This is a genomic window from Actinomadura sp. 6K520, from assembly GCF_004349245.1.
Classification (GTDB): Bacteria; Actinomycetota; Actinomycetes; order Streptosporangiales; family Streptosporangiaceae; genus Spirillospora.
Window position 1 is genome coordinate 1 of the sequence record NZ_SMLC01000062.1, and the last position, 18,157, is coordinate 18,157.

The 18,157-nt window shown below is 71.9% G+C and carries 20 protein-coding genes; 9 read left to right on the forward strand and 11 right to left on the reverse strand.

The window, feature by feature from the left end:
* From E1289_RS18070 to ychF, 4 genes are all read right to left on the reverse strand, one after another.
* The coding region (locus tag E1289_RS18070) for a conjugal transfer protein (protein WP_131981615.1) at positions 1-443 on the reverse strand (443 nt) is incomplete at its 3' end.
* 38 nt (positions 444-481) lie between these two features.
* The gene (locus tag E1289_RS18075; protein ID WP_131981617.1) at positions 482-766 is read right to left on the reverse strand and encodes a hypothetical protein; all 285 of its coding nucleotides are present in this window, start codon (positions 764-766) and stop codon (positions 482-484) included.
* Between the two features lie 62 nt (positions 767-828).
* Complete coding sequence (locus E1289_RS18080; protein WP_243712906.1) at positions 829-1,848, reverse strand: conjugal transfer protein; 1,020 nt, start codon at positions 1,846-1,848, stop codon at positions 829-831.
* A 452-nt stretch (positions 1,849-2,300) separates the two neighbouring features.
* Positions 2,301-3,392 carry a redox-regulated ATPase YchF gene (gene ychF, locus E1289_RS18085; protein ID WP_131981619.1) on the reverse strand — a complete coding sequence of 364 codons (1,092 nt, stop codon included), beginning with the start codon at positions 3,390-3,392 and terminating at the stop codon, positions 2,301-2,303.
* Between the two features lie 145 nt (positions 3,393-3,537).
* On the opposite strand from ychF, the gene E1289_RS18090 reads away from it, so the two are divergent.
* Positions 3,538-4,926 (forward strand): DNA recombination protein RmuC, encoded by a 1,389-nt coding sequence (locus E1289_RS18090; RefSeq protein WP_131981621.1) that lies wholly within the window; start codon positions 3,538-3,540, stop codon positions 4,924-4,926.
* 56 nt (positions 4,927-4,982) lie between these two features.
* A complete protein-coding gene (locus tag E1289_RS18095; RefSeq protein WP_243712908.1) occupies positions 4,983-5,546 on the forward strand; it encodes a DUF6542 domain-containing protein in 564 nt (187 codons plus the stop codon).
* Positions 5,547-5,565: 19 nt separating this feature from the next.
* Here the strand turns inward: E1289_RS18095 and E1289_RS18100 are convergent, their stop codons facing one another.
* The gene (locus E1289_RS18100; RefSeq protein WP_131981623.1) at positions 5,566-6,531 is read right to left on the reverse strand and encodes a 4-hydroxy-3-methylbut-2-enyl diphosphate reductase; all 966 of its coding nucleotides are present in this window, start codon (positions 6,529-6,531) and stop codon (positions 5,566-5,568) included.
* A 263-nt stretch (positions 6,532-6,794) separates the two neighbouring features.
* Between E1289_RS18100 and E1289_RS18105 the strand changes: the two genes are divergently transcribed.
* Positions 6,795-7,724, forward strand: a complete 930-nt coding sequence (locus tag E1289_RS18105; RefSeq protein ID WP_131981625.1) for a hypothetical protein — start codon at positions 6,795-6,797, stop codon at positions 7,722-7,724.
* A 78-nt stretch (positions 7,725-7,802) separates the two neighbouring features.
* Here E1289_RS18105 and E1289_RS18110 read toward each other — a convergent pair whose 3' ends face one another.
* The gene (locus E1289_RS18110; protein ID WP_243712910.1) at positions 7,803-8,225 is read right to left on the reverse strand and encodes a MarR family transcriptional regulator; all 423 of its coding nucleotides are present in this window, start codon (positions 8,223-8,225) and stop codon (positions 7,803-7,805) included.
* 22 nt (positions 8,226-8,247) lie between these two features.
* Here E1289_RS18110 and xseA point away from each other — a divergent pair, with 22 nt between their 5' ends.
* Together xseA and E1289_RS18120 are read left to right on the forward strand one after the other, a co-directional pair.
* Positions 8,248-9,507 (forward strand): exodeoxyribonuclease VII large subunit, encoded by a 1,260-nt coding sequence (gene xseA / locus E1289_RS18115; protein ID WP_131981629.1) that lies wholly within the window; start codon positions 8,248-8,250, stop codon positions 9,505-9,507.
* A 49-nt stretch (positions 9,508-9,556) separates the two neighbouring features.
* Positions 9,557-9,793 carry an exodeoxyribonuclease VII small subunit gene (locus E1289_RS18120; RefSeq protein WP_131981631.1) on the forward strand — a complete coding sequence of 79 codons (237 nt, stop codon included), beginning with the start codon at positions 9,557-9,559 and terminating at the stop codon, positions 9,791-9,793.
* A gap of 9 nt (positions 9,794-9,802) precedes the next feature.
* Here the strand turns inward: E1289_RS18120 and E1289_RS18125 are convergent, their stop codons facing one another.
* A complete protein-coding gene (locus E1289_RS18125; protein ID WP_243712912.1) occupies positions 9,803-10,594 on the reverse strand; it encodes a DUF4245 domain-containing protein in 792 nt (263 codons plus the stop codon).
* Between the two features lie 20 nt (positions 10,595-10,614).
* Positions 10,615-11,280, reverse strand: coding sequence for a TetR/AcrR family transcriptional regulator (locus E1289_RS18130; protein ID WP_131981633.1), 666 nt, complete (start codon positions 11,278-11,280; stop codon positions 10,615-10,617).
* A 188-nt stretch (positions 11,281-11,468) separates the two neighbouring features.
* Here E1289_RS18130 and glpX point away from each other — a divergent pair, with 188 nt between their 5' ends.
* Positions 11,469-12,503 (forward strand): class II fructose-bisphosphatase, encoded by a 1,035-nt coding sequence (gene glpX, locus E1289_RS18135; RefSeq protein ID WP_131981635.1) that lies wholly within the window; start codon positions 11,469-11,471, stop codon positions 12,501-12,503.
* A 21-nt stretch (positions 12,504-12,524) separates the two neighbouring features.
* Here glpX and E1289_RS18140 read toward each other — a convergent pair whose 3' ends face one another.
* Positions 12,525-13,136: a DUF1707 domain-containing protein gene (locus tag E1289_RS18140; RefSeq protein ID WP_131981637.1), complete on the reverse strand. Its 612-nt coding sequence runs from the start codon at positions 13,134-13,136 to the stop codon at positions 12,525-12,527.
* Positions 13,137-13,240: 104 nt separating this feature from the next.
* On the opposite strand from E1289_RS18140, the gene E1289_RS18145 reads away from it, so the two are divergent.
* From E1289_RS18145 to E1289_RS18155, 3 genes are all read left to right on the forward strand, one after another.
* Complete coding sequence (locus E1289_RS18145) at positions 13,241-14,197, forward strand: ABC transporter ATP-binding protein (RefSeq protein ID WP_131981639.1); 957 nt, start codon at positions 13,241-13,243, stop codon at positions 14,195-14,197.
* A 103-nt stretch (positions 14,198-14,300) separates the two neighbouring features.
* On the forward strand, positions 14,301-15,098 hold the full coding sequence (locus E1289_RS18150; RefSeq protein ID WP_131981641.1) for an ABC transporter permease: 798 nt from the start codon (positions 14,301-14,303) through the stop codon (positions 15,096-15,098).
* 79 nt (positions 15,099-15,177) lie between these two features.
* Complete coding sequence (locus E1289_RS18155; protein WP_243712914.1) at positions 15,178-16,407, forward strand: MFS transporter; 1,230 nt, start codon at positions 15,178-15,180, stop codon at positions 16,405-16,407.
* 64 nt (positions 16,408-16,471) lie between these two features.
* Here the strand turns inward: E1289_RS18155 and E1289_RS18160 are convergent, their stop codons facing one another.
* Both E1289_RS18160 and E1289_RS18165 read right to left on the reverse strand, forming a co-directional pair.
* Positions 16,472-16,702, reverse strand: a complete 231-nt coding sequence (locus tag E1289_RS18160; protein ID WP_131981643.1) for a hypothetical protein — start codon at positions 16,700-16,702, stop codon at positions 16,472-16,474.
* Positions 16,703-16,731: 29 nt separating this feature from the next.
* Positions 16,732-18,135 carry a PLP-dependent aminotransferase family protein gene (locus E1289_RS18165; RefSeq protein ID WP_131981645.1) on the reverse strand — a complete coding sequence of 468 codons (1,404 nt, stop codon included), beginning with the start codon at positions 18,133-18,135 and terminating at the stop codon, positions 16,732-16,734.
* Between the last annotated feature and the right edge of the window lie 22 nt (positions 18,136-18,157).

The following is an 18,157-nucleotide window of genomic DNA, read 5'->3' on the forward strand; positions in this document are numbered from 1 at the left end:
GCGGCGGGCTGGTGCCGCGCCTTGCGGTGGGACTTGATCGCGGCACGCTCCATGGCCGCGACGGGTGCGGGGGCCTCGGCGCGGCGCCAGACGCGGGCGACGATCACGACCTCGCGGGGTTCGCGGATCGGGGTGAGGCGGCACCAGGTGCGGGGCTCGGCGAGGTAGCGGCCCTGGGAGAGCAGCAGTTCGGTGAGCCGCTTGCCCTCGATGACCGGGCGGGTGGCGAGCCAGGTCAGCACCCCCGGCGGGACGATGTACAGGACGTGCCAGGGGGATTCGAAGGGGATGCCGACGACCCTGAGCAGGACGATCCAGGGCACGAACACGCCGAGGAAGACGCCGATCTGGACGAGCGGCAGCGGCATGGGCAGCCGCAGGTCGTACAGCTTGTACAGCCGCTTCTCGATGCGCCAGATGTTCGTGTACGTGGGTAGATCCACGCCCCTACTCCCCTAACCGCGCGAGCACGGGTTGCCGGTCAGCTGACGTCCACGCCGAGGGCCGTGGCTATCGCCTTGGCCGTGGTCTCGATGATGTTGGGCACGTAGAAGACCACCCCGATTCCGATCGCCAGAAGGATGAACTGAACGAAACGCGTGATCTCGCGGGTGAACAGGAAGAAGATCGCCACAATGGAGACGATCACCAGGAACAGCGGACCGAATATCTGCCGCAGCCAGTCGGCGAGCTGATCGGTCTTCAGTTCGTCATTGGGCGCCGCAAGGAGGTCGTAGGGAATCGACGCGATAATGTGGTGCAGCATCGATGTTCACCTTCCTTGGTCGGCGGATTCGCTGGGGGTCGGTTCGCTCAAATCAGGGCCTCTCATGATGTGTCCGGTCGCGTGGTCCCGCGGATGTTGCGGACGAGCCACTTGTCGCCGCTCTTCACCATGGCGAGCTGGTAGGTCTGCTCCAGCTCGCCGTCGCCGCCCGCGGCGGGACGCCAGACGACGGTCGCGGTGATGGTGCGCTCGCCCGGGGATCCCTTCGGCGCCACGACCTCCCTGACCTGCACGAAGGTCACGGAATTGGCGAGACCGGCGATGGTGGTCCCGTCGGAGAAGCGTGACAGGGCCTCCTGGTTGCCGGTCGCGTACTCCTGGAAGAAGGTACCGAGGAAGGGCTGGAGCTCGCCTTCGAGCGCGGTGTCGCGGTTCTGGACGCCGCCCTCGGGAAGCTGCGCCTTGGTGGGCGGGGGAAGCAGCGCGGGACGGGCGGACACGACCAGGGACCCGCCCTTGTCGGCGTACACGGGAACGGCGAGCCGCAGCCACTTCTCGCCGTTGCGGGCGAGCAGCGTCACGGTCGCGTTGTTGGCGTCGCGGGCGTCCACTCCGGCGACCTGGATGGACTGCACCTGCATCCGGCCGGCGCCGTTCCAGCCGAATTGGGGGTCGGCGCCGTCGGGCAGGAAGGTCCGCAATTGCGCCTCGCGGGCGGCGGCGTTGTTCTGGTCGAAGTTCAGATAGACGTCGGCGAATTGGAGGGCGAACGCGCCGGCGGCGCTGCTGGGGAAGCCGGCGCCCCGCTGCGGCTTGGCCGTGGTCGTGGGCCCCCCGGCGGTCTCGTCGGCGGTGAAGCGCTCGAACGGGGCGCGGATGCCGTTGACCAGGACGACGATGATCACTGCCCAGAGCACGGCGCGCCCGGCCCACACCCACCAGCGCCCGCCGGCACCGCCCCAGCGGCCGCCGCCACGGCCGCCGCCACCGGAGCGCCCGCGGCGGTCACCGCCGGGCGGGTCCCAGGGGTCGACGGACGACGAGAGCGCCCGGCCGGGCGCCGCCGTCTCCTCGACCACGGCCGTGTCACGGCCGCGTCCCACGGCCGACCTGCGAGCCATCCCGCCTCCGCTCGCGCCTCGCCCCCGGTCGGCGCGCTGATGTGTGCCTGATCATGTGCCGGTGGCCTTTCTGAACCCACCTCGGGCCCAGGGTAACCACGGGCGTCAATTGTTCCAGCGCATCCCAGCAAAGCACAGCCCCGGCACGCGGTTGTGGATAATGCAATCCACCTCAGCAGGAACGGGGAAGATTGCCAAACGGTGACGATCCCCTATCCAAGGCTCCGAACAGTGCGCAGGTCCAGGTACCGGACAAGCGGCACGACTCGGGAGTTGCTTGGTTACCGGGGTGGCGATGGCGATCGCACTTTCTTCCCGAAAGAATCCGACAGAGTGTCATAATCGGGACATCTCACGACAGAAGGCCCAGCTCAGTGGCCACACGATCCTCCCGTGCCCCGGCTGTCGCCAAAATCACACAGGTCACTGACCTGCCCGGACGCCCGCCGCCCCTAGACGTTGAAGCGGAACTCCACGACGTCGCCGTCCCGCATGACGTACTCCTTGCCCTCCATGCGGACCTTGCCGGCGGCCCTGGCCGCGGCCATGGAGCCGGCGGCGGTCAGGTCGTCGAACGAGACGACCTCCGCCTTGATGAAGCCGCGCTGGAAGTCGGTGTGGATGACCCCGGCGGCCTCCGGCGCGGTGTCCCCCTTGCGGATCGTCCAGGCCCGCGCCTCCTTCGGGCCCGCGGTCAGGTACGTCTGCAGGCCCAGGGTCGCGAACCCGACCCGGACGAGCTGCGCCAGCCCCGACTCCTCCTGCCCCATGCTCTGCAGCAGTTCGAGCGCCTCGTCGTCCGGCAGCTCGATCAGCTCGGCCTCGATCTTGGCGTCGAGGAAGATGGCCTCGGCGGGGGCGACCAGGTCGCGCAGCCGCGCGCGCAGCGCCTCGTCGGTCAGCTCGGCCTCGTCGAGGTTGAAGACATAGAGGAACGGCTTGGCCGTGAGCATCTGGAGCTCGCGCAGGAGCGCCAGGTCGATCCCGGCCTTCTCGGCGCCCGCGAAGAGCGTGACGCCGTCGTCCAGGAGCTTCTGGGCGGCGTGGACGGCGTCGACGACGGCGAGCTTGTCCTTGTCCTTCTTGGTGCGCGCCTCCTTGTCGAGGCGCGGCAGCGCCTTCTCGATCGTCTGGAGGTCGGCGAGGATCAGCTCGGTGTTGATCGTCTCGATGTCGCGGGACGGGGCGACGTCCCCGTCCACATGGGTGACGTCGGGATCCTCGAACACGCGGATGACCTGGCAGATCGCGTTGGTCTCCCGGATGTTGGCGAGGAACTTGTTGCCGAGGCCCTGCCCCTCGGAGGCGCCTTGGACGATGCCGGCGATGTCGACGAACTCCATCGTCGCGGGGATGATCTTCTGCGAGCCGAAGATCTCCGCCAGCACGGTCAGTCGCGGGTCGGGCACGCCGACCACACCGACATTGGGGTCGATGGTCGCGAACGGGTAGTTCGCGGCCAGCGCGTCGTTCTTGGTCAGCGCGTTGAACAGGGTGGACTTGCCGACGTTCGGCAGGCCGACGATTCCGATGGAGAGGCTCACGGCCGTCAAGTTTATGGGCGTCCGCGGACCCCTCGGGCTGCCCGGATCGCCCCGGCGGGGCGCGGGTCGGCCCGAATGTCCGGTGAGGCGGGCCGGCACGGCGCGTCGCGACCGGCGTTCGGCGCCGCGCTGTCACGATGAACGGATGGACCTCGCGCTGTTCGCCGGCCTCCTCGTCGGAGCCGTCTTCGGCGTCGTCGCCGGATACGCGCTCGCGACGAGCAGGCAGGGCTCGCTGATCGCACGGGCACGGGCGGCGGAGGAGAAGCTCGCCTACGCCGAGGACCGGATGGCCGAGCACTTCGAGAACCTGTCCGCGAAGGCGCTGGACGCCAGCAACCAGCGCTTTCTCGAACTGGCCGACGCCCGGCTCAAGGCGTCCGGCGTCGAGGCGGCCGGGGACCTGCAGCGGCGGCAGCAGGCCGTCGAGCATCTCGTCGCGCCGCTCAAGGAGACGCTCGCGAAGGTCGAGGAGCAGCTCCGCGAGGTCGAGACGGGCCGCCGGGAGTCGCACGCGATGCTGGCCAAGCAGGTCGACTTCGTCCGGCAGAGCTCCGACCAGCTGCGGCGCGAGACGCAGTCGCTCGTGCGGGCGCTGCAGCGGCCCGAGGCGCGGGGACGCTGGGGAGAGCTCCAGCTCCGCCGCGTGGTGGAGCTGGCGGGGATGGCGCACCACTGCGACTTCGACGAGCAGGCCGGCGCGTTCACGGTGAACGGCACCGTCCGCCCGGACATGGTGGTGCGGCTGGCCGGCGGCAAGAGCATCGTGGTCGATTCCAAGGTGTCGCTGGCCGCGTACCTGCAGGCGGCGGAAAGCGGCGATCCGGTGCGGCTGGACGCGCACGCGCGCCATCTGCGCGACCACGTCGACCGCCTCGCGGCGAAGTCGTACTGGCAGGCGTTCAGTCCCGCGCCGGAGTTCGTCGTCCTGTTCATCCCGGGTGAGGCGTTCCTCGCACCGGCGCTTGACCGCGACCCCGGCCTGCTGGAGTACGCGATACGGCGGCGGGTGCACATCGCCACCCCCACGACGCTCATCACCATGCTGCGGACGGCGTCGTACGCGTGGCAGCAGGCGGCACTGTCACGAAATGCCCGCGCGGTGTTCGACCTGGGCAAGGAGCTGTACGAGCGGCTGGGCACGATGGGCCAGCACGTGGACGAACTGGGCCGCGCGCTCACCGGCGCCATCAAGTCCTACAACCGGACGGTCGGATCGCTGGAGACGCGCGTGCTCGTCAGTGCGCGCAAGCTGAACGAACTGGGCGTGGTCGACGATGACCTGGACGGCCCCCGTCCGGTCGAGGAAAGCCCCCGTTCGCTCTCTGCGGCCGAACTGACCGGACATGACACCCGCTTCGATGCTTCCCTGGACGAGGACCCCGTCTCCCCTGAAGACGACCCCATAGAGGACGACCACTACGCAAGCGAGGAACAGTCTCATCCTGACTCGGCCACGGAACCGGTAGGTTTCGGCGGACGGGCCATCCCCGAGCGGACAGATCGGCTTGATCGGCGAGAGAGGTGGCCATGAGTTCATCGTCGGTACGCGACGCGCCGGGCGGCACGTCGCCGGTCCCTGGGGGTCCAGTGCGAGGTCGGCGCGGTGCATCGTCCTCGCCCCCGGCTGCGCGCCCGTCCTCGGCCGCCTCCCCGGCAAGCCCGATCGCCCTCACCGGACGGGGCGGCGCCGTCGTCATCTTCGGCGCCGGGGTGGTCTGCGGGCTGCTGTCGCGCTGGCTCGGCGTGCCGCTGCTCGCCGGGGCCGGATTCGCGATCGGCTGCGCCCTGGCGGCGTTCGCCACCCGTCCGGCCGACCTGCTCACGCTCGTCGTCAGCCCGCCGCTGGTGTTCTTCGCGGCCACGTTCGCGGTCGAGTTCGCCACCACGCTCGGCAACGGGTCGCTGGTGCGCGGTGTCACCGTGGGGGTCCTGACCGCGCTCGCCGCGACGGCGCCGTGGCTGTTCTTCGGGACGGTGCTGACGGTGGTGATCTGCCTGTCCCGCGGTCTGATGACGAACGTCCGTGAACTGCAGGACAAGCTCGCCGGCGTCCGCCTCTTCGAGAAAGAGGAGAACGAGAACCCCGTCCGGTGGGACGAGTCCCCCACCACGACGCAGGAGCGCCGCCCCCACCACGGCGAAGTGGACTGACCCCTCCGCGGGGACGCCCCTACACCGGGGTGATGCGGAGGTCCTTGCGGAGTTCCTTCGGGAGCGAGAAGCGCATGTGCTCCTTGACGGACTCGATCTCCTCGGCCTCACCGAAGCCCCGCTCCGACAGCCAGGCCAGCACGTCCTGGACCAGCTCGTCCGGCACGGAGGCCCCGCTGGTGACGCCGACCGTGGTGACGCCCTCCAGCCAGGCGGGGTCGATCTGCTCGGCGTAGTCGACCAGGTAGGCGCTCCGGGCCCCGTGCTCCTTGGCCACCTCGACCAGGCGGACGGAGTTGGAGGAGTTCGTGGAGCCGACCACGATGACGAGGTCGGACTGCCCGGCCATCTCCTTCACGGCGACCTGCCGGTTCTGGGTGGCGTAGCAGATGTCGTCGGACGGCGGGTCCATCAGCTTCGGGAACCGCTCGCGGAGCTTCTCGACGGTGGCGACGGTCTCGTCCACCGACAGCGTGGTCTGCGACAGCCACGCCACCTTCTCGGGGTCGCGGACGGTGACGTTGGCGACGTCCTCGGGGCCGTCCACGAGGTGGATGTGGTCGGGGGCCTCGCCGGTGGTGCCGATGACCTCCTCGTGGCCCTCGTGGCCGATCAGGAGGATGTCGTAGTCGTCGGCGGCGAAGCGCACGGCCTCCTTGTGGACCTTGGTGACCAGCGGGCATGTCGCGTCGATGGTGCGCAGGTCGAGGCCCTTGGCCTCCTCGTGCACCGAGGGCGCGACGCCGTGGGCGGAGAACACCACGATCGCCCCCTCGGGGACCTCCTCGGTCTCGTCGACGAAGATCGCGCCGCGTTCCTCCAGCGTCCTGACGACGTGGACGTTGTGGACGATCTGCTTGCGGACGTAGATCGGGGCCCCGTACTTCTCCAGGGCGATCTCGACCGTCTCCACGGCGCGGTCGACGCCCGCGCAGTAACCACGCGGCTTGGCGAGCAGGACACGGCGCTGGCTGTTGGCGGTCATGCCTCTATCGTACGAGTGACGGCACAAGCGCCGTGCAGCACGGGTGACTTGCCCTGACCCGCGCGAACGTACGGCTAACACCGCCGCCGATGGGGGTAGGGCGAACGGTGGGCCACGGGTGTGAGACACGGCACGCCGCTTTTAGACAGAAATCCATTAGCCCGGGGTGACCACCATCGCACCCATGGGGCAGAGTGAACTTCGACGAGACGCAGCCGCATGACCCGATCCGGTGTTCAGGACGGCAAGGAAGAGGAAAGACGATGACGAGATCGCCGCGCCGCCTCAAGCAGCAGGTTCAGGACACGGTGGGCGAACAGGTCCGCGACCTCCCGTTGCACGCCGTCCGGCTGGCCATGTTCGGCGTCGGCCGGGCCCTGCTGCTCGGCGACCGGGTGACCCGGGACTACAGGGAGATCACCAAGGGCGAGGGCGTGAAGCCGGTGCTCGGGCGGTTGCGCGACGACGTGCACACCACCGCCGAGAAGGTGGTGGGCCGCGTGGTGGAGCGCGTCCGCGGCGAGGAGCCCGCACCCGAGCCCGAGCCCGCCCGCCGGCCGAAGGCGGCAGCCACGGCCGCGCGGAAGACCGGCGAGGAGATCACGATCGGCAAGCCCGGCGCCGGGACGCGTCCCGCGCCCAGGCACACCCGTCCGGGGCCGCCGCCGAAGCCGCCGAAGCGCGCCACGGCCCCCGGCAAGCACCGGGCGGACAAGGCCGGCCCGTTCGCCGAGCCCGCGCCGAAGCCCGTGCCCGCCGAGCCGAAGCCGGAACCGGCGCCGCAGGCCGAGCCGGCTCCGAGCCCGAAGGCCGCCGACACGCCCGGGAGCCCGCCGAAGGGCAAAAACCTGCCGAAGGCCGGTGCGGACGCGAAGGCCAAGGACACGGCAAAGGACACGTCCAAGGACACGGCGAAGGACGAGGCGGCCAAGGCCAAGGCCGAGGACGAGGCGGCGTTCGAGCCGAAGCCGGAGCTGAAGCCCGCCGCGCAGGCCGAGGCCGAGCACCTCGTGGAGGACCTGCCCGTCCCGGACTACGACAGCGCCACGCTGCCGCAGCTGCGCGCGCGCCTGCGCGGCCTGTCCGTCGAGCAGGTGAAGCTGCTGCGCGAGTACGAGCGCAAGCACGCCGGGCGTGAGGACGTCATCCGCATGTACGAGCGCCGCATCGCGAAGCTCAACGGCGCCACCTGACCCGCGAATGCAGCGACAAGGGCCTCCGGACGACGCTTCCGGGGGCCCTTCGTCGCGTCCGGTGGGCTTCGCAGCCGTTCAGGGCGTGAGGAGCTTGTCCAGGGCCGGGAGCGCCGCGGCGACCGCCGCGCGTTCCTCGTCCGTCATCTGCGCGAGGCGTGCCGCCAGGAGGTCGATGCGGTGTTCGCGTCCGGCCGCCAGGCGGTCGCGTCCCGTGGGGGTGAGCCGGACGATGACGACGCGGGCGTCGGCGCCGTCTCGGCCGCGGGTGATGAGCCCGTCGCGTTCGAGCCGGTTGACCTGCGCGGTCATGGTCGGGAGCCGGACGCCGTGCTCGGCGGCCAGCTCCGTCATCCGGCGCGGCCCCTGGTCCAGGGAGGTGAGGACGGACAGCTGCTGGCTGGTGATCGGCTGGTCGGCACTGTCCCGGCGCAGCATCAGGACGACCTGGCGGAGGCGCTGGCCGAGGCGTTCGGCGAGCTCGCGTTCGGATGCGGTCACGGTCTCACCGTAGGGTGCCCGCATGGCGATGGAGACCTCGGCCGAATCCCCCGTCCCGGTGCGGACGGTCCTGCAGGCCGTCAGCGGCTGGATCGGGAGGCTCGGCCGCATCTGGGTCGAGGGCCAGATCACCGACCTCAACGCCCGCGGCGGGACGGTCTACCTGACGCTCCGCGACCCCGTGGCGAACATGTCGGTGCGGGTCGTCGGCCCCCGCGCCGTGTTCGAGGCGGCCGGACTGGTCACCGGTGGGGGGCCGACCCCCCACACCCCCCGGAACAGCCCGGTGGTGACCGACGGCGCCCGGGTCGTCGTCCACGCCAAGCCCGACTTCTGGATCAACCGGGGGACGTTCTCGCTCAGCGCCCTGGAGGTCCGGCCGGTCGGCGTCGGTGAGCTGCTGGCCCGGCTGGAGCGGCTGAAGCGGGTGCTGGCCGCCGAGGGGCTGTTCCGCCCGGAGCGCAAGCGGCCGCTGCCGTTCCTGCCCGGCAGGATCGGGCTGATCTGCGGGCGCGACTCCGACGCCGAGCACGACGTCCTGGAGAACGCGCGGCGGCGGTGGCCGGCGGTGGCGTTCCGGGTGGAGAACACGGCGGTGCAGGGCTCCTACGCGGTGGGCGAGGTGATGGAGGCGCTGCGGGCGCTGGACGCCGACCCGGAGATCGAGGTGATCGTCATCGCGCGGGGCGGGGGCGCGATGGAGGACCTGCTGCCGTTCTCGGACGAGGCGCTGGTCCGCGCGGTCGCCGCCGCCCGCACCCCGGTGGTCAGCGCGATCGGGCACGAGCAGGACGCGCCGCTCCTGGACCTGGTGGCGGACGTGCGGGCGTCCACCCCGACCGACGCGGCGAAGAAGACCGTCCCGGACGTGCGGGAGCAGCTCCACCTCGTCCGGCAGCTGCGCGACCGGGGGCGGCGCTGCATCGCGGGCGGGGTGGAGCGGGAGCTGGCGTGGCTGGCGGCGATCCGGTCGCGTCCGGCGCTGGCCGACCCGGTGCGGGAGGTCGAGCGGCAGTCCGAGCGGGTGCTGGCGCTGCGGGACCGGGCGCGGCGCTGCCTGTCCGGCGCGCTGGACCGGGCGGGCGACGAGCTGTCGCACACCCGCGCCCGGCTGCTGGCCCTGTCCCCCGCCGCGACGCTGGCGCGCGGGTACGCGATCGTCCAGCGGGAGGACGGGGCGGTCGTGCGGGAGGCCGCGGAGGTCGAGGAGGGCGAGCGGCTCCACGTCCGGCTGGCCGGCGGACGGCTGGGCGTGACGGTCGACGAGCGCGACAAGTCCTGAGGCGTTCCGGGGTATGGGGTTGTACCCGGAGGATGGAAGAGTGGAGCGGATGGCGGACGAGACGGGGACGGCGGGCAAGCCGTCGTACGAGCAGGCACGGGACGAGCTGGCCGACGTCGTCAAGCGGCTGGAGGCGGGCGGCCTGACGCTGGAGGAGTCCCTCGCGCTGTGGGAGCGGGGCGAGAAGCTCGCGGCGATCTGCGAGGAGTGGCTGGAGGGCGCCCGCGCACGGCTGGCGGCGGCGATGGCGCAGCCCGACGAGGGCGACCCCCCCGCGCCGTTCTAGGATCCGGGCCTACGAGCCCGGCGTGGCGGCGCCCGTGGGGGTCAGGGGCGCGCCGTCCTTCGACTGGGGCTTGAGCGAGGCCGCGAGGACCGCCAGCTCCTCGTAGGTGGCCGTGCCGGTCACGACCAGGCTCGTCCCGTCCGGGAGGGTCCGGGCCAGGGAGTTCGCCTTCTTGTCCTTGCGGTGGTACTTGTTCCACACGTCGCCGCCGACCTGGTGCGTCCCGATGGGCACGCTGCTGTTGGTCATGCGCGGGATGTACTCGGACGCCTTCTCGTTGCTCTGCTCCAGGGCCGCGTACTCGTCACCGGGCGTCACGAACCCCAGGTGCCACGCGACGGGCTCGTCGCCGCCCTTGCCGAGGCCGTGCAGCCGGGAGCTGGTGGGACGCCAGCGCTCCGAAAGCCCCTCGGGCGCGTACACGGTGAAGGGGGCGTCGTTGCTCATCGCCCACAGCTGGGCGCTGTAGTCGACGGTCGGCAGGATCTGCTCGTCACTGCGCGGCGTGACGGCGTAGATCGCGAGGACGAGCACCAGGCACGCGGCCATCGCCATGGTGAAGCCGCCGAGCCCCGTGGTCAGCCGCTTGTGCACGGCGGGGCTCACCTCGATCACGGGCCGTCCGGCGCCGGTGTGCCCCTGGGCCGCGGCGCCGTCCGCTCCCGCGGCCCCGGCCTCCTGCCGGGCGTCGTCCTGGTGTTGGGCGCCCTCCTCGCGGGGGACGTCGTGCTCACGCGGAGCCTCCGCCTCGCGCGGGGCGTCCTCGGCTTCCGGGACGGAACGTGGGGTCTTGTCGGTCACCCCTCCAGGATCCCGTACGGTCAGCGCTGCTCGGTACGGGGGTTCCTGATCGTGCCGACGATGCCCATGATCTCGTCGGCGAGCCTGCGGGCGGCGTCCTCGTCGTCCAGCAGTGAGATCTCCGACACGGCGCCCGCCATCGCCCCGGTCAGCACCATGACCAGGGCCTCGTCCACGCCGCCGTCGGCGGTGTGGAACAGGGCGGCGTTGCGGCGCGCCCACTTGTTCAGCCGCTGCCGCATGACGCGGTCGAAGCCGGGCGGGCCGTCGCCGGAGATGAACAGCCGCGCGACGCCCCGCTCCTCGATGCAGCCGTTGAGGTAGGCGCCGGCGCCGGCGATGAACAGCCGCATCGGGTCGGTCTCGCCCGCCTCCCGCACGGCGCTGATCGCCTCGCGGGTGCGTTCCTGCTGGCCGGCCTGGAACTCCTCGAACAGCGTCAGGTAGAGATCGGCCTTGCCGTTGAAGTGGTGGTACAGGCTGCCGACGCTCGCGCCCGCCTTGGCGACGATGTCGGTGACGGCGGCCTGGGCGAAGCCCGACTCGCAGAAGACGTCCCGCGCCGCGGCCAGAAGGGCACCGCGCGTGGCGGCCCCGCGGTCGGAGGTCCGCGCGGGGGCGTCGCCGGACCGCGTTCCCCCGTTGTGTGACACCTCGCCGGACGGGACGTCGATGTGGCTGCTCATGACGCCTGAGATTACGCCCTCTCCCATGGGGAAACGATCCCTTGGCCGTGTGACCGTCAAATCCGGCCCGTCCGGCGTCCGTGTCCGCCGGGCCGGTGGTCCGGGCTCCCGTTGGTCTGGTCCAATTTGTGACGGGGCGTCCGGTCCACCGAGAATCCGAGTCACCACCGAACGAAGGGCGCCGCGCCATGTCCGACGAGACCACCGTTTCCTCTCCGCTGACGACCGAGCCGGAGGCCCCGGACCGCAACCTCGCGATGGAGCTGGTCCGGGTCACCGAGGGCGCCGCCATGGCCGCGGCCCGCTGGGTCGGCCGCGGGGACAAGAACGGCGCCGACGGGGCGGCCGTGAACGCCATGCGGCAGCTGATCAACACGGTGTCCATGCAGGGCGTCGTGGTGATCGGCGAGGGCGAGAAGGACGACGCCCCCATGCTGTTCAACGGCGAGGAGGTCGGGGACGGCTCCGGCGCCGAGTGCGACGTGGCGGTCGACCCGGTGGACGGGACGCGGCTGACCGCGCTCGGCATGAACAACGCGATCGCGGTGCTGTCGGTGGCGCCGCGCGGGTCGATGTTCGACCCGTCCGCGGTGTTCTACATGGAGAAGCTCGTGACCGGCCCCGAGGCGGCGGACGCCGTCGACATCGAGCGCCCGATCGGCGACAACATCCGGGCGATCGCGCGGGCGAAGGGCTCGTCGCCGAACGACGTGACCGTCTGCATCCTCGACCGGCCGCGGCACGAGGGCATCGCCAAGGAGGTCCGCGAGGCCGGGGCGCGGATCAAGTTCATCATGGACGGCGACGTGGCCGGCGCGATCATGGCGTGCCGCCCCGGGACGGGCGTCGACCTGCTGCTCGGCATCGGCGGCACCCCGGAGGGCATCATCGCGGCCTGCGCGATCAAGGCGCTGGGCGGGGTGATCCAGGGCCGGCTGTGGCCGCAGGACGACGAGGAGCGCCGGCAGGCCACGGACGCCGGGCACGAGCTGGGCCGGGTGCTCACCACCGACGACCTGGTGACGTCCGACGACGTGTTCTTCGCCGCGACCGGCATCACCGACGGCGAGCTCGTCGACGGCGTCCGCTACAGCAAGGGCACGGCCGTCACGCACTCGCTGGTCATGCGCTCCCGCAGCGGGACGATCCGGACGATCTCCAGCGAGCACCAGCTGGGCAAGCTCCGCGCCTACAGCGCGATCAACTTCGACACCGCGGTCTGACCGGCCCGCGGCGAGCCGGGGCTACCGGCCGCGGGTGAGGCGGTTCCGGACGCGGGCGCGCAGCGGGAGCCTCGGGGCGCGGACGCGGACGGAACCGAAGATCATGGTGCCGCCGAGCTCGATGGTCGGGCCCTCGTCCACGGGGCGGGCGCGGACGTCGCGGGTCGTGAGGATGGTGCGGCCGGTGACGTCCACGCGGACGCCATCGGGGACGAGGAGCCGGACCCGGCCGCCGAGGACCAGCGAGTCGACCACGATGTGGCGGCGCTGGAGGACGGCCTCGCGCAGGTCCAGTTCGACCGTTCCGAACAGGGCGAGCAGCGGGAGCTTCACCGGGACGACCCAGCGTCCGTCCCGGCGGGTGCGGCCGAAGAAGACCGAGACCGGGCGGTCGTCCACGAGGATGGGCTGGGCCTCCTCGGGGATGAGGTCGCCGGTGAGGCCGGTGAGTTCGCCCAGCGTGCGGGCGGCGTAGGCGCGGGAGGTGCGGTCGGAGTGCTCCTCCATGGTGAGCCTGCCGTCGGCGAGTGCCTCGCCGAGGACGGCGACGACGCGTTCCCGGTCGGCGTCGGACGCGCGCAGGTCGCGCACGCGCGTCACCTTTCCGGGGGCCGGGTGCTGGGGGACGTCCACACCTAGAGACTAACCTTCGTTCGCCGCCCCGGCCGTCCGGGCGACATGGCGGAGCCCGGAAAACCGTTGGGGCTATGTCGCGTGATTTCCGTACTGTGAGGTTCATGACGGTGCAACGTGTCCAGGCCGAGGCCGCCCGCGAGCGGGACGGCCGGGAGGCCGCCATCAGCCTGCGGGGCGTCGTCAAGCGCTTCGGCGACTTCACCGCCGTGGACGGGCTCGACCTCGAGGTCCCGCCGGGGGTGTGCCTGGGGCTGCTGGGGCCGAACGGCGCCGGGAAGTCCACCACGATGAAGATGCTGACCGCGCAGGCCATCGCCGACGAGGGCGCCATACGCGTGCTGGGCTTCGAGGTACCGCGTGAGTCCAAGCGCGCGCGGGCCGTGATGGGGGTCGTCCCGCAGCAGGACAACCTGGACGAGGAGCTGACCGCCCGCGAGAACCTCGAAGTGTTCGCGCACCTGTACCGGGTCCCGCGCCGGGCGCGCCGCCAGGCGGTCGACGACGCGCTGGCCCTGGCGCACCTGACCGGCAAGCAGCTCACGAAGGTGGACGACCTGTCCGGCGGGATGCGGCGGAGGCTGCTCATCGCGCGCGGCCTGGTCCACGCCCCCGCCCTCGTCCTGCTGGACGAGCCGACCGTCGGCCTCGACCCGCAGGTGCGGGCGGAGCTGTGGGGGCTGATCGACGGGCTGCGCGCCCGCGGCACGACCGTCCTGATGTCGACCCACTACATCGAGGAGGCCGAGCGGCTCGCCGACGACTGCGCGCTGATGTCGCACGGCCGCGTCATCGCCCGGGGCTCGCCGTCGTCGCTGGTCGCCGAGTACGCGGGCGCCCGGGTCGTCGAGCACTACGGGCCGCCCGACCGGCTGACCGAGGTGGAGCGGATCGCCAAGGGCGCCGGGCTGTCCACGCGCCGCACCGGCCCGTCGGTGTCGGTCCTGAAGGCCGAGACCATCCCGCCGTCCCTGGAGGACGAGCTGGGCCCGGACGGCGTGCGCCGCGCCGCCAGCCTCGAAGACGTGTTCGTTGTTTTGACCGGGGAGCGCGTGGAATGAGCGCAGCGAACCGGGGGGCGCGGGGGGTCGTCCCCCCGCAAGAAGCAGGAATGAGCGCAGCGAACCGGGGGGCGCGGGGGGTCGTCCCCCGCAAGGAGCAGGAATGAGCGTTCAGGTGGAGCGGGCGCCGCGCCTTCGGCGGTTCGAGTTCGCGCCGGTGCGCGGCATCTGGCGCCACGAGCTGGCCCTGTACAAGAGGTACTGGAAGTCGCAGTCGTTCGCCTCGATGGTGGAGCCGACCTTCTTCCTGCTCGCGTTCGGCTACGGGTTCGGCTCGATGATCGCGGTCATCGGCGACTACCGGTACCTGGACTTCGTCGCGACCGGCGTCGTCGGGGTCGCGGCGCTGTTCACGTCGGTGTTCCCGGGGATGTTCAACGGCTACATCAGGCGCGTGTTCCAGCACACCTACGACGCGATGCTCGCCACGCCCGTCGACGTCCACGAACTGGTGACGGCCGAGGCGCTGTGGATCGCGGCCAAGTCGGCGGTGTACTCGTGCACGCCGCTGGTGGTGGCGCTGTTCTTCGGCCTCGACCCCTCGTGGGGGATGCTGCTCGTGCCGATCGTGACGTTCTTCACCGCGCTCGGCTTCGGCCTGTTCGGGACGTGGACGTCGTCGGTGGTCCCGTCCATCAACTCGTTCGACTACGTGATCACCGGTGTGGTGACGCCGCTGTTCCTGATCGCGGGGACGTTCTTCCCGGTCGAGGCGCTGCCCGGCTGGGCGCAGACGGCCTCGTACTTCAACCCGCTCTACCACTGCGTCGAGCTGGTCAGGGACGCGGTCTTCGGCCTGGACCCGCTGGCCGACCTCGGGCACCTCGGCGCCCTGGTCCTCTTCGCGGCGCTGATGTGGACGATCGCCGTCCGCGGGATGCGGAAGCGCCTCATCGACTGACCGTTGACCAGGGGCGTAACCTGCTCCTACGCTGACGCGAACTTTCTTCACGTTGTGCGGCGCAGAGGGGGCGGGCCATATGAGCCAGGGCATCACGGCACGGGATCGGCAGGCCCGGCTCTCCGCCTACACGGCCTTCGCCGTCCAGGGGCTCTGCTTCGCCTCCCTGGTGACGCAGGTCCCCCAGATGCAGAAGGCCCACCACCTGAGCGACGCCACGCTCGCGCTGGTGCTGCTGATGGTCCCGGTCATCGCCGGGGTGGGCAGCGCCGCGTCGGGTGCCCTGTTCAAGCGGTTCGGCAGCGGCCCGGTGCTGCGGGTGTCGCAGCCCGCGGTCGCCGTCACGATCGCGCTGATCGGCCTCACCGGCGACAACGATCTCGCCCTCTACGCGGCGGTCGCCGCGTTCGGCCTCTTCGTCGGCGCGGTGGACGCCTCGATGAACGCCCAGGCCGTCGCCGTCGAGCGCCGCTACGGCATGAGCCTCATCACCGGCTTCTACGCCGTCTGGAGCGTCGCCGGCATCCTCGGCGGCCTCTGGGCGGCCCTCAGCAACCGGATCGACCTGCCGCTGGCCGCCTGCTTCGCGATCGCGGCCGCCGCCGGCATCGCCGCCTCCCTCGCCACCGGCCACCGCCTCTACGCCCGCGGCGAGGAGGGCGAGGGCCCGACCGCCGAGGAGCTCAAGGCCGCCGGACGCCGCGTCCCCTGGCGGCCGATTCTCGTCGTCGGCGCCGCGATGGCCGTCGCCTACCTCGCCGACTCCGCCATCTCCAACTACGGCGCCAAGTACCTCGACGACGAACTGTCCGGCGCCGACTGGGTCGCGCCCCTCGGCTACGTGGCGTACCAGGTCGCCATGGTGGTCAGCCGCGGCGTCGCCGACCTCGCCGTCCGGCGCTCCGGCCCCGTCCGGGTCGTCCGGCTCGGCGCCGCCGTCGGCCTCGTCGGCATGACCGGCGTCGTCGCCGCCCCGAACGCGGCCCTCGGCATCGCCGCGTTCGCCGTCGCCGGGCTGGGCCTCGCCGTGATCGCCCCGGTCTGCTTCACCGCCGCCGGCCGCGTCGACCCCACCGGCCTCGGCGTGGCCGTGGCCCGCGTCAACATCTTCAACTACGTCGGCTTCGTCCTGGGCGCCGCCCTGGTAGGCGCCATCGCTCCCTTGAGCGAGGACAACGGCCTGCGCCTGGCGTTCATAGCACCCACGGCCCTGATTCTCGTCGTCTTCGCCACTGCCTCCGGGTTCTCCCCCACCCCTGTGAAGGGCGCCCGGCCGGACGCTCCGGTCATGAACCGGCCCGTGGTCTGACCTGCTGTTGGGCGCACGTAAGCCCCCGGCCACGCCTGAGCGTCGACCGAGGGCTGCGCCAGTGTCAGGCGTCTTCGAGGGCTTGCAGGGCCTTTTCGCCTTCGGCCTGGGCCTGCTCCGGCGTCATGTCCTGCAGGGCGCGGCTCAGTGCCACCTCGGCGGCGTCGGCCGCGGCGCGCAGGGTCACGGCGTGCTCCTGTGCCCTTTCGAGGTCGCCAAGGCCGACGCAGTCGAAGGCCACCTCGGCGTCATGGGCGGCCATCTTCAGCTGTCGAGCGGCCTCTTCCAGACTCATGCATACCTCCTACACCAGGGATGCGTGTCCTACCCCTCAGCACCGTGTGTAACCGCTTGACCGAGGAGTTCTGCGGCCTTGACCAGGTGCGTCTCGGTCAGGCTGGCATAGCCGAGGACGAGCGCGGGCTGCGCGTCCCCGGCACGTGCCGGGGACCACATGGGGCGGGCGCCCGCGACCGACACCCCGGCGCGTGCCGCGCGGGCCACGACCTCGTCCTCGTCCAGTCCGGCCGGTAGTTCCACATAGAGGTGGATGCCCGCTGAGACGCCGTGAACCATCGCGTCGGGCAGGTGGACGCTGAGCGCCTCCGTCAATGCGTCCCGCCGGTGCCGGTACCGCCGCCGCATCGTGCGCAGATGGCGGTCGTAGCCGCCGCCCCTGAGGAATTCGGCGAGGGCGTGCTGGTCCAGGACGGGCGCGCCGAGGTCGGTGTTCTCGCGGTGCTCCCGGAGGCGCCCGGCCAGGACCGGCGGCGCCACGGCCCAGCCGAGGCGCAGCGCGGGGGCCAGGGACTTGCTCACCGAGCCGAGCAGGACGACGCGGTCGGGCTCGACACCCTGGAGGCAGCCGACGGGCTCGCGGTCGTAGCGGAACTCGGCGTCGTAGTCGTCCTCCAGGATCAGGCCGTCCACGTTCCGCGCCCAGGCGATCAGCTCGGCGCGGCGGGCCGGGGACAGGACGACGCCGGTCGGGTACTGGTGCGCGGGCGTGACGAGGACCGCCCGCGCCCCCGTGCGGGCGAGCGCGCCGACGTCCACGCCCTCGGCGTCCACGGGGACGCGGACGGTCCGGAGTCCGGACGCGTCCAGCATGGGCAGCTGCCGGTGGCTGGTCGGGTCCTCGACGGCCAGTGCCGTGTGCCCGTCGGCGCGCAGCAGCCGCAGCAGCGCCGACAGCCCGTGCGCCACCCCGTTCATGATCACGATCCGGGCCGGGTCGGTGTGCGCGGCGCGGACCCGGGCGAGGTACCCGGACAGCTCGGCGCGCAGGGCGTGCACGCCGCCGGGGTCGGGATAGGTGAGGGCGTCGTGCGGGAGCGTGCGCAGCGCGGCGCGGGCGGCGGCGATCCAGCGGTCGCGGGGGAACGACGACAGGTCGGGCAGGCTCGGCCACAGGTCGTAGGCGGGCGCGGGCTCCGGCGGCGGGGGGCCGCCCGGCGCGGGCGCGGGCTCCTCGTCCGGACGGGCGAGTGGCGCGATGCGGGTGCCGTCGCCGCGCCGCGCGACGAGGAACCCCTCGGCGGTCAGCTGCTCGTAGGCGGCGACGACCACCCCGCGGGAGACGTCCAGGTCGCGGGCGAGGTCACGGCTCGACGGCAGCCGCGTCCCGGCGGTCAGCCGGCCGGACCGCACGGCCGAGCGGAAGCCCGCGGCGATCTGGGCCGCCAGCCGCCCGGCGCTCCGGTCGAGGGGCAGATGAAGGTCGGTCACATCATGTTCAGCGCCGGGAGGG

Excerpts from the sequence above, each read along its gene's own strand:
- E1289_RS18150 (WP_131981641.1), top strand. The coding sequence starts at position 14,301 with ATGAGCGTTCAGGTGGAGCGGGCGCCGCGCCTTCGGCGGTTCGAGTTC.
- E1289_RS18100 (WP_131981623.1), bottom strand. The coding sequence starts at position 6,531 with ATGACCGCCAACAGCCAGCGCCGTGTCCTGCTCGCCAAGCCGCGTGGT.
- glpX (WP_131981635.1), top strand. The coding sequence starts at position 11,469 with ATGTCCGACGAGACCACCGTTTCCTCTCCGCTGACGACCGAGCCGGAG.
- E1289_RS18155 (WP_243712914.1), top strand. The coding sequence starts at position 15,178 with ATGAGCCAGGGCATCACGGCACGGGATCGGCAGGCCCGGCTCTCCGCC.
- xseA (WP_131981629.1), top strand. The coding sequence starts at position 8,248 with ATGGCGATGGAGACCTCGGCCGAATCCCCCGTCCCGGTGCGGACGGTC.
- E1289_RS18090 (WP_131981621.1), top strand. The coding sequence starts at position 3,538 with ATGGACCTCGCGCTGTTCGCCGGCCTCCTCGTCGGAGCCGTCTTCGGC.
- E1289_RS18160 (WP_131981643.1), bottom strand. The coding sequence starts at position 16,702 with ATGAGTCTGGAAGAGGCCGCTCGACAGCTGAAGATGGCCGCCCATGAC.
- E1289_RS18080 (WP_243712906.1), bottom strand. The coding sequence starts at position 1,848 with ATGGCTCGCAGGTCGGCCGTGGGACGCGGCCGTGACACGGCCGTGGTC.
- E1289_RS18075 (WP_131981617.1), bottom strand. The coding sequence starts at position 766 with ATGCTGCACCACATTATCGCGTCGATTCCCTACGACCTCCTTGCGGCG.
- E1289_RS18105 (WP_131981625.1), top strand. The coding sequence starts at position 6,795 with ATGACGAGATCGCCGCGCCGCCTCAAGCAGCAGGTTCAGGACACGGTG.
- E1289_RS18145 (WP_131981639.1), top strand. The coding sequence starts at position 13,241 with ATGACGGTGCAACGTGTCCAGGCCGAGGCCGCCCGCGAGCGGGACGGC.
- E1289_RS18130 (WP_131981633.1), bottom strand. The coding sequence starts at position 11,280 with ATGAGCAGCCACATCGACGTCCCGTCCGGCGAGGTGTCACACAACGGG.
- E1289_RS18120 (WP_131981631.1), top strand. The coding sequence starts at position 9,557 with ATGGCGGACGAGACGGGGACGGCGGGCAAGCCGTCGTACGAGCAGGCA.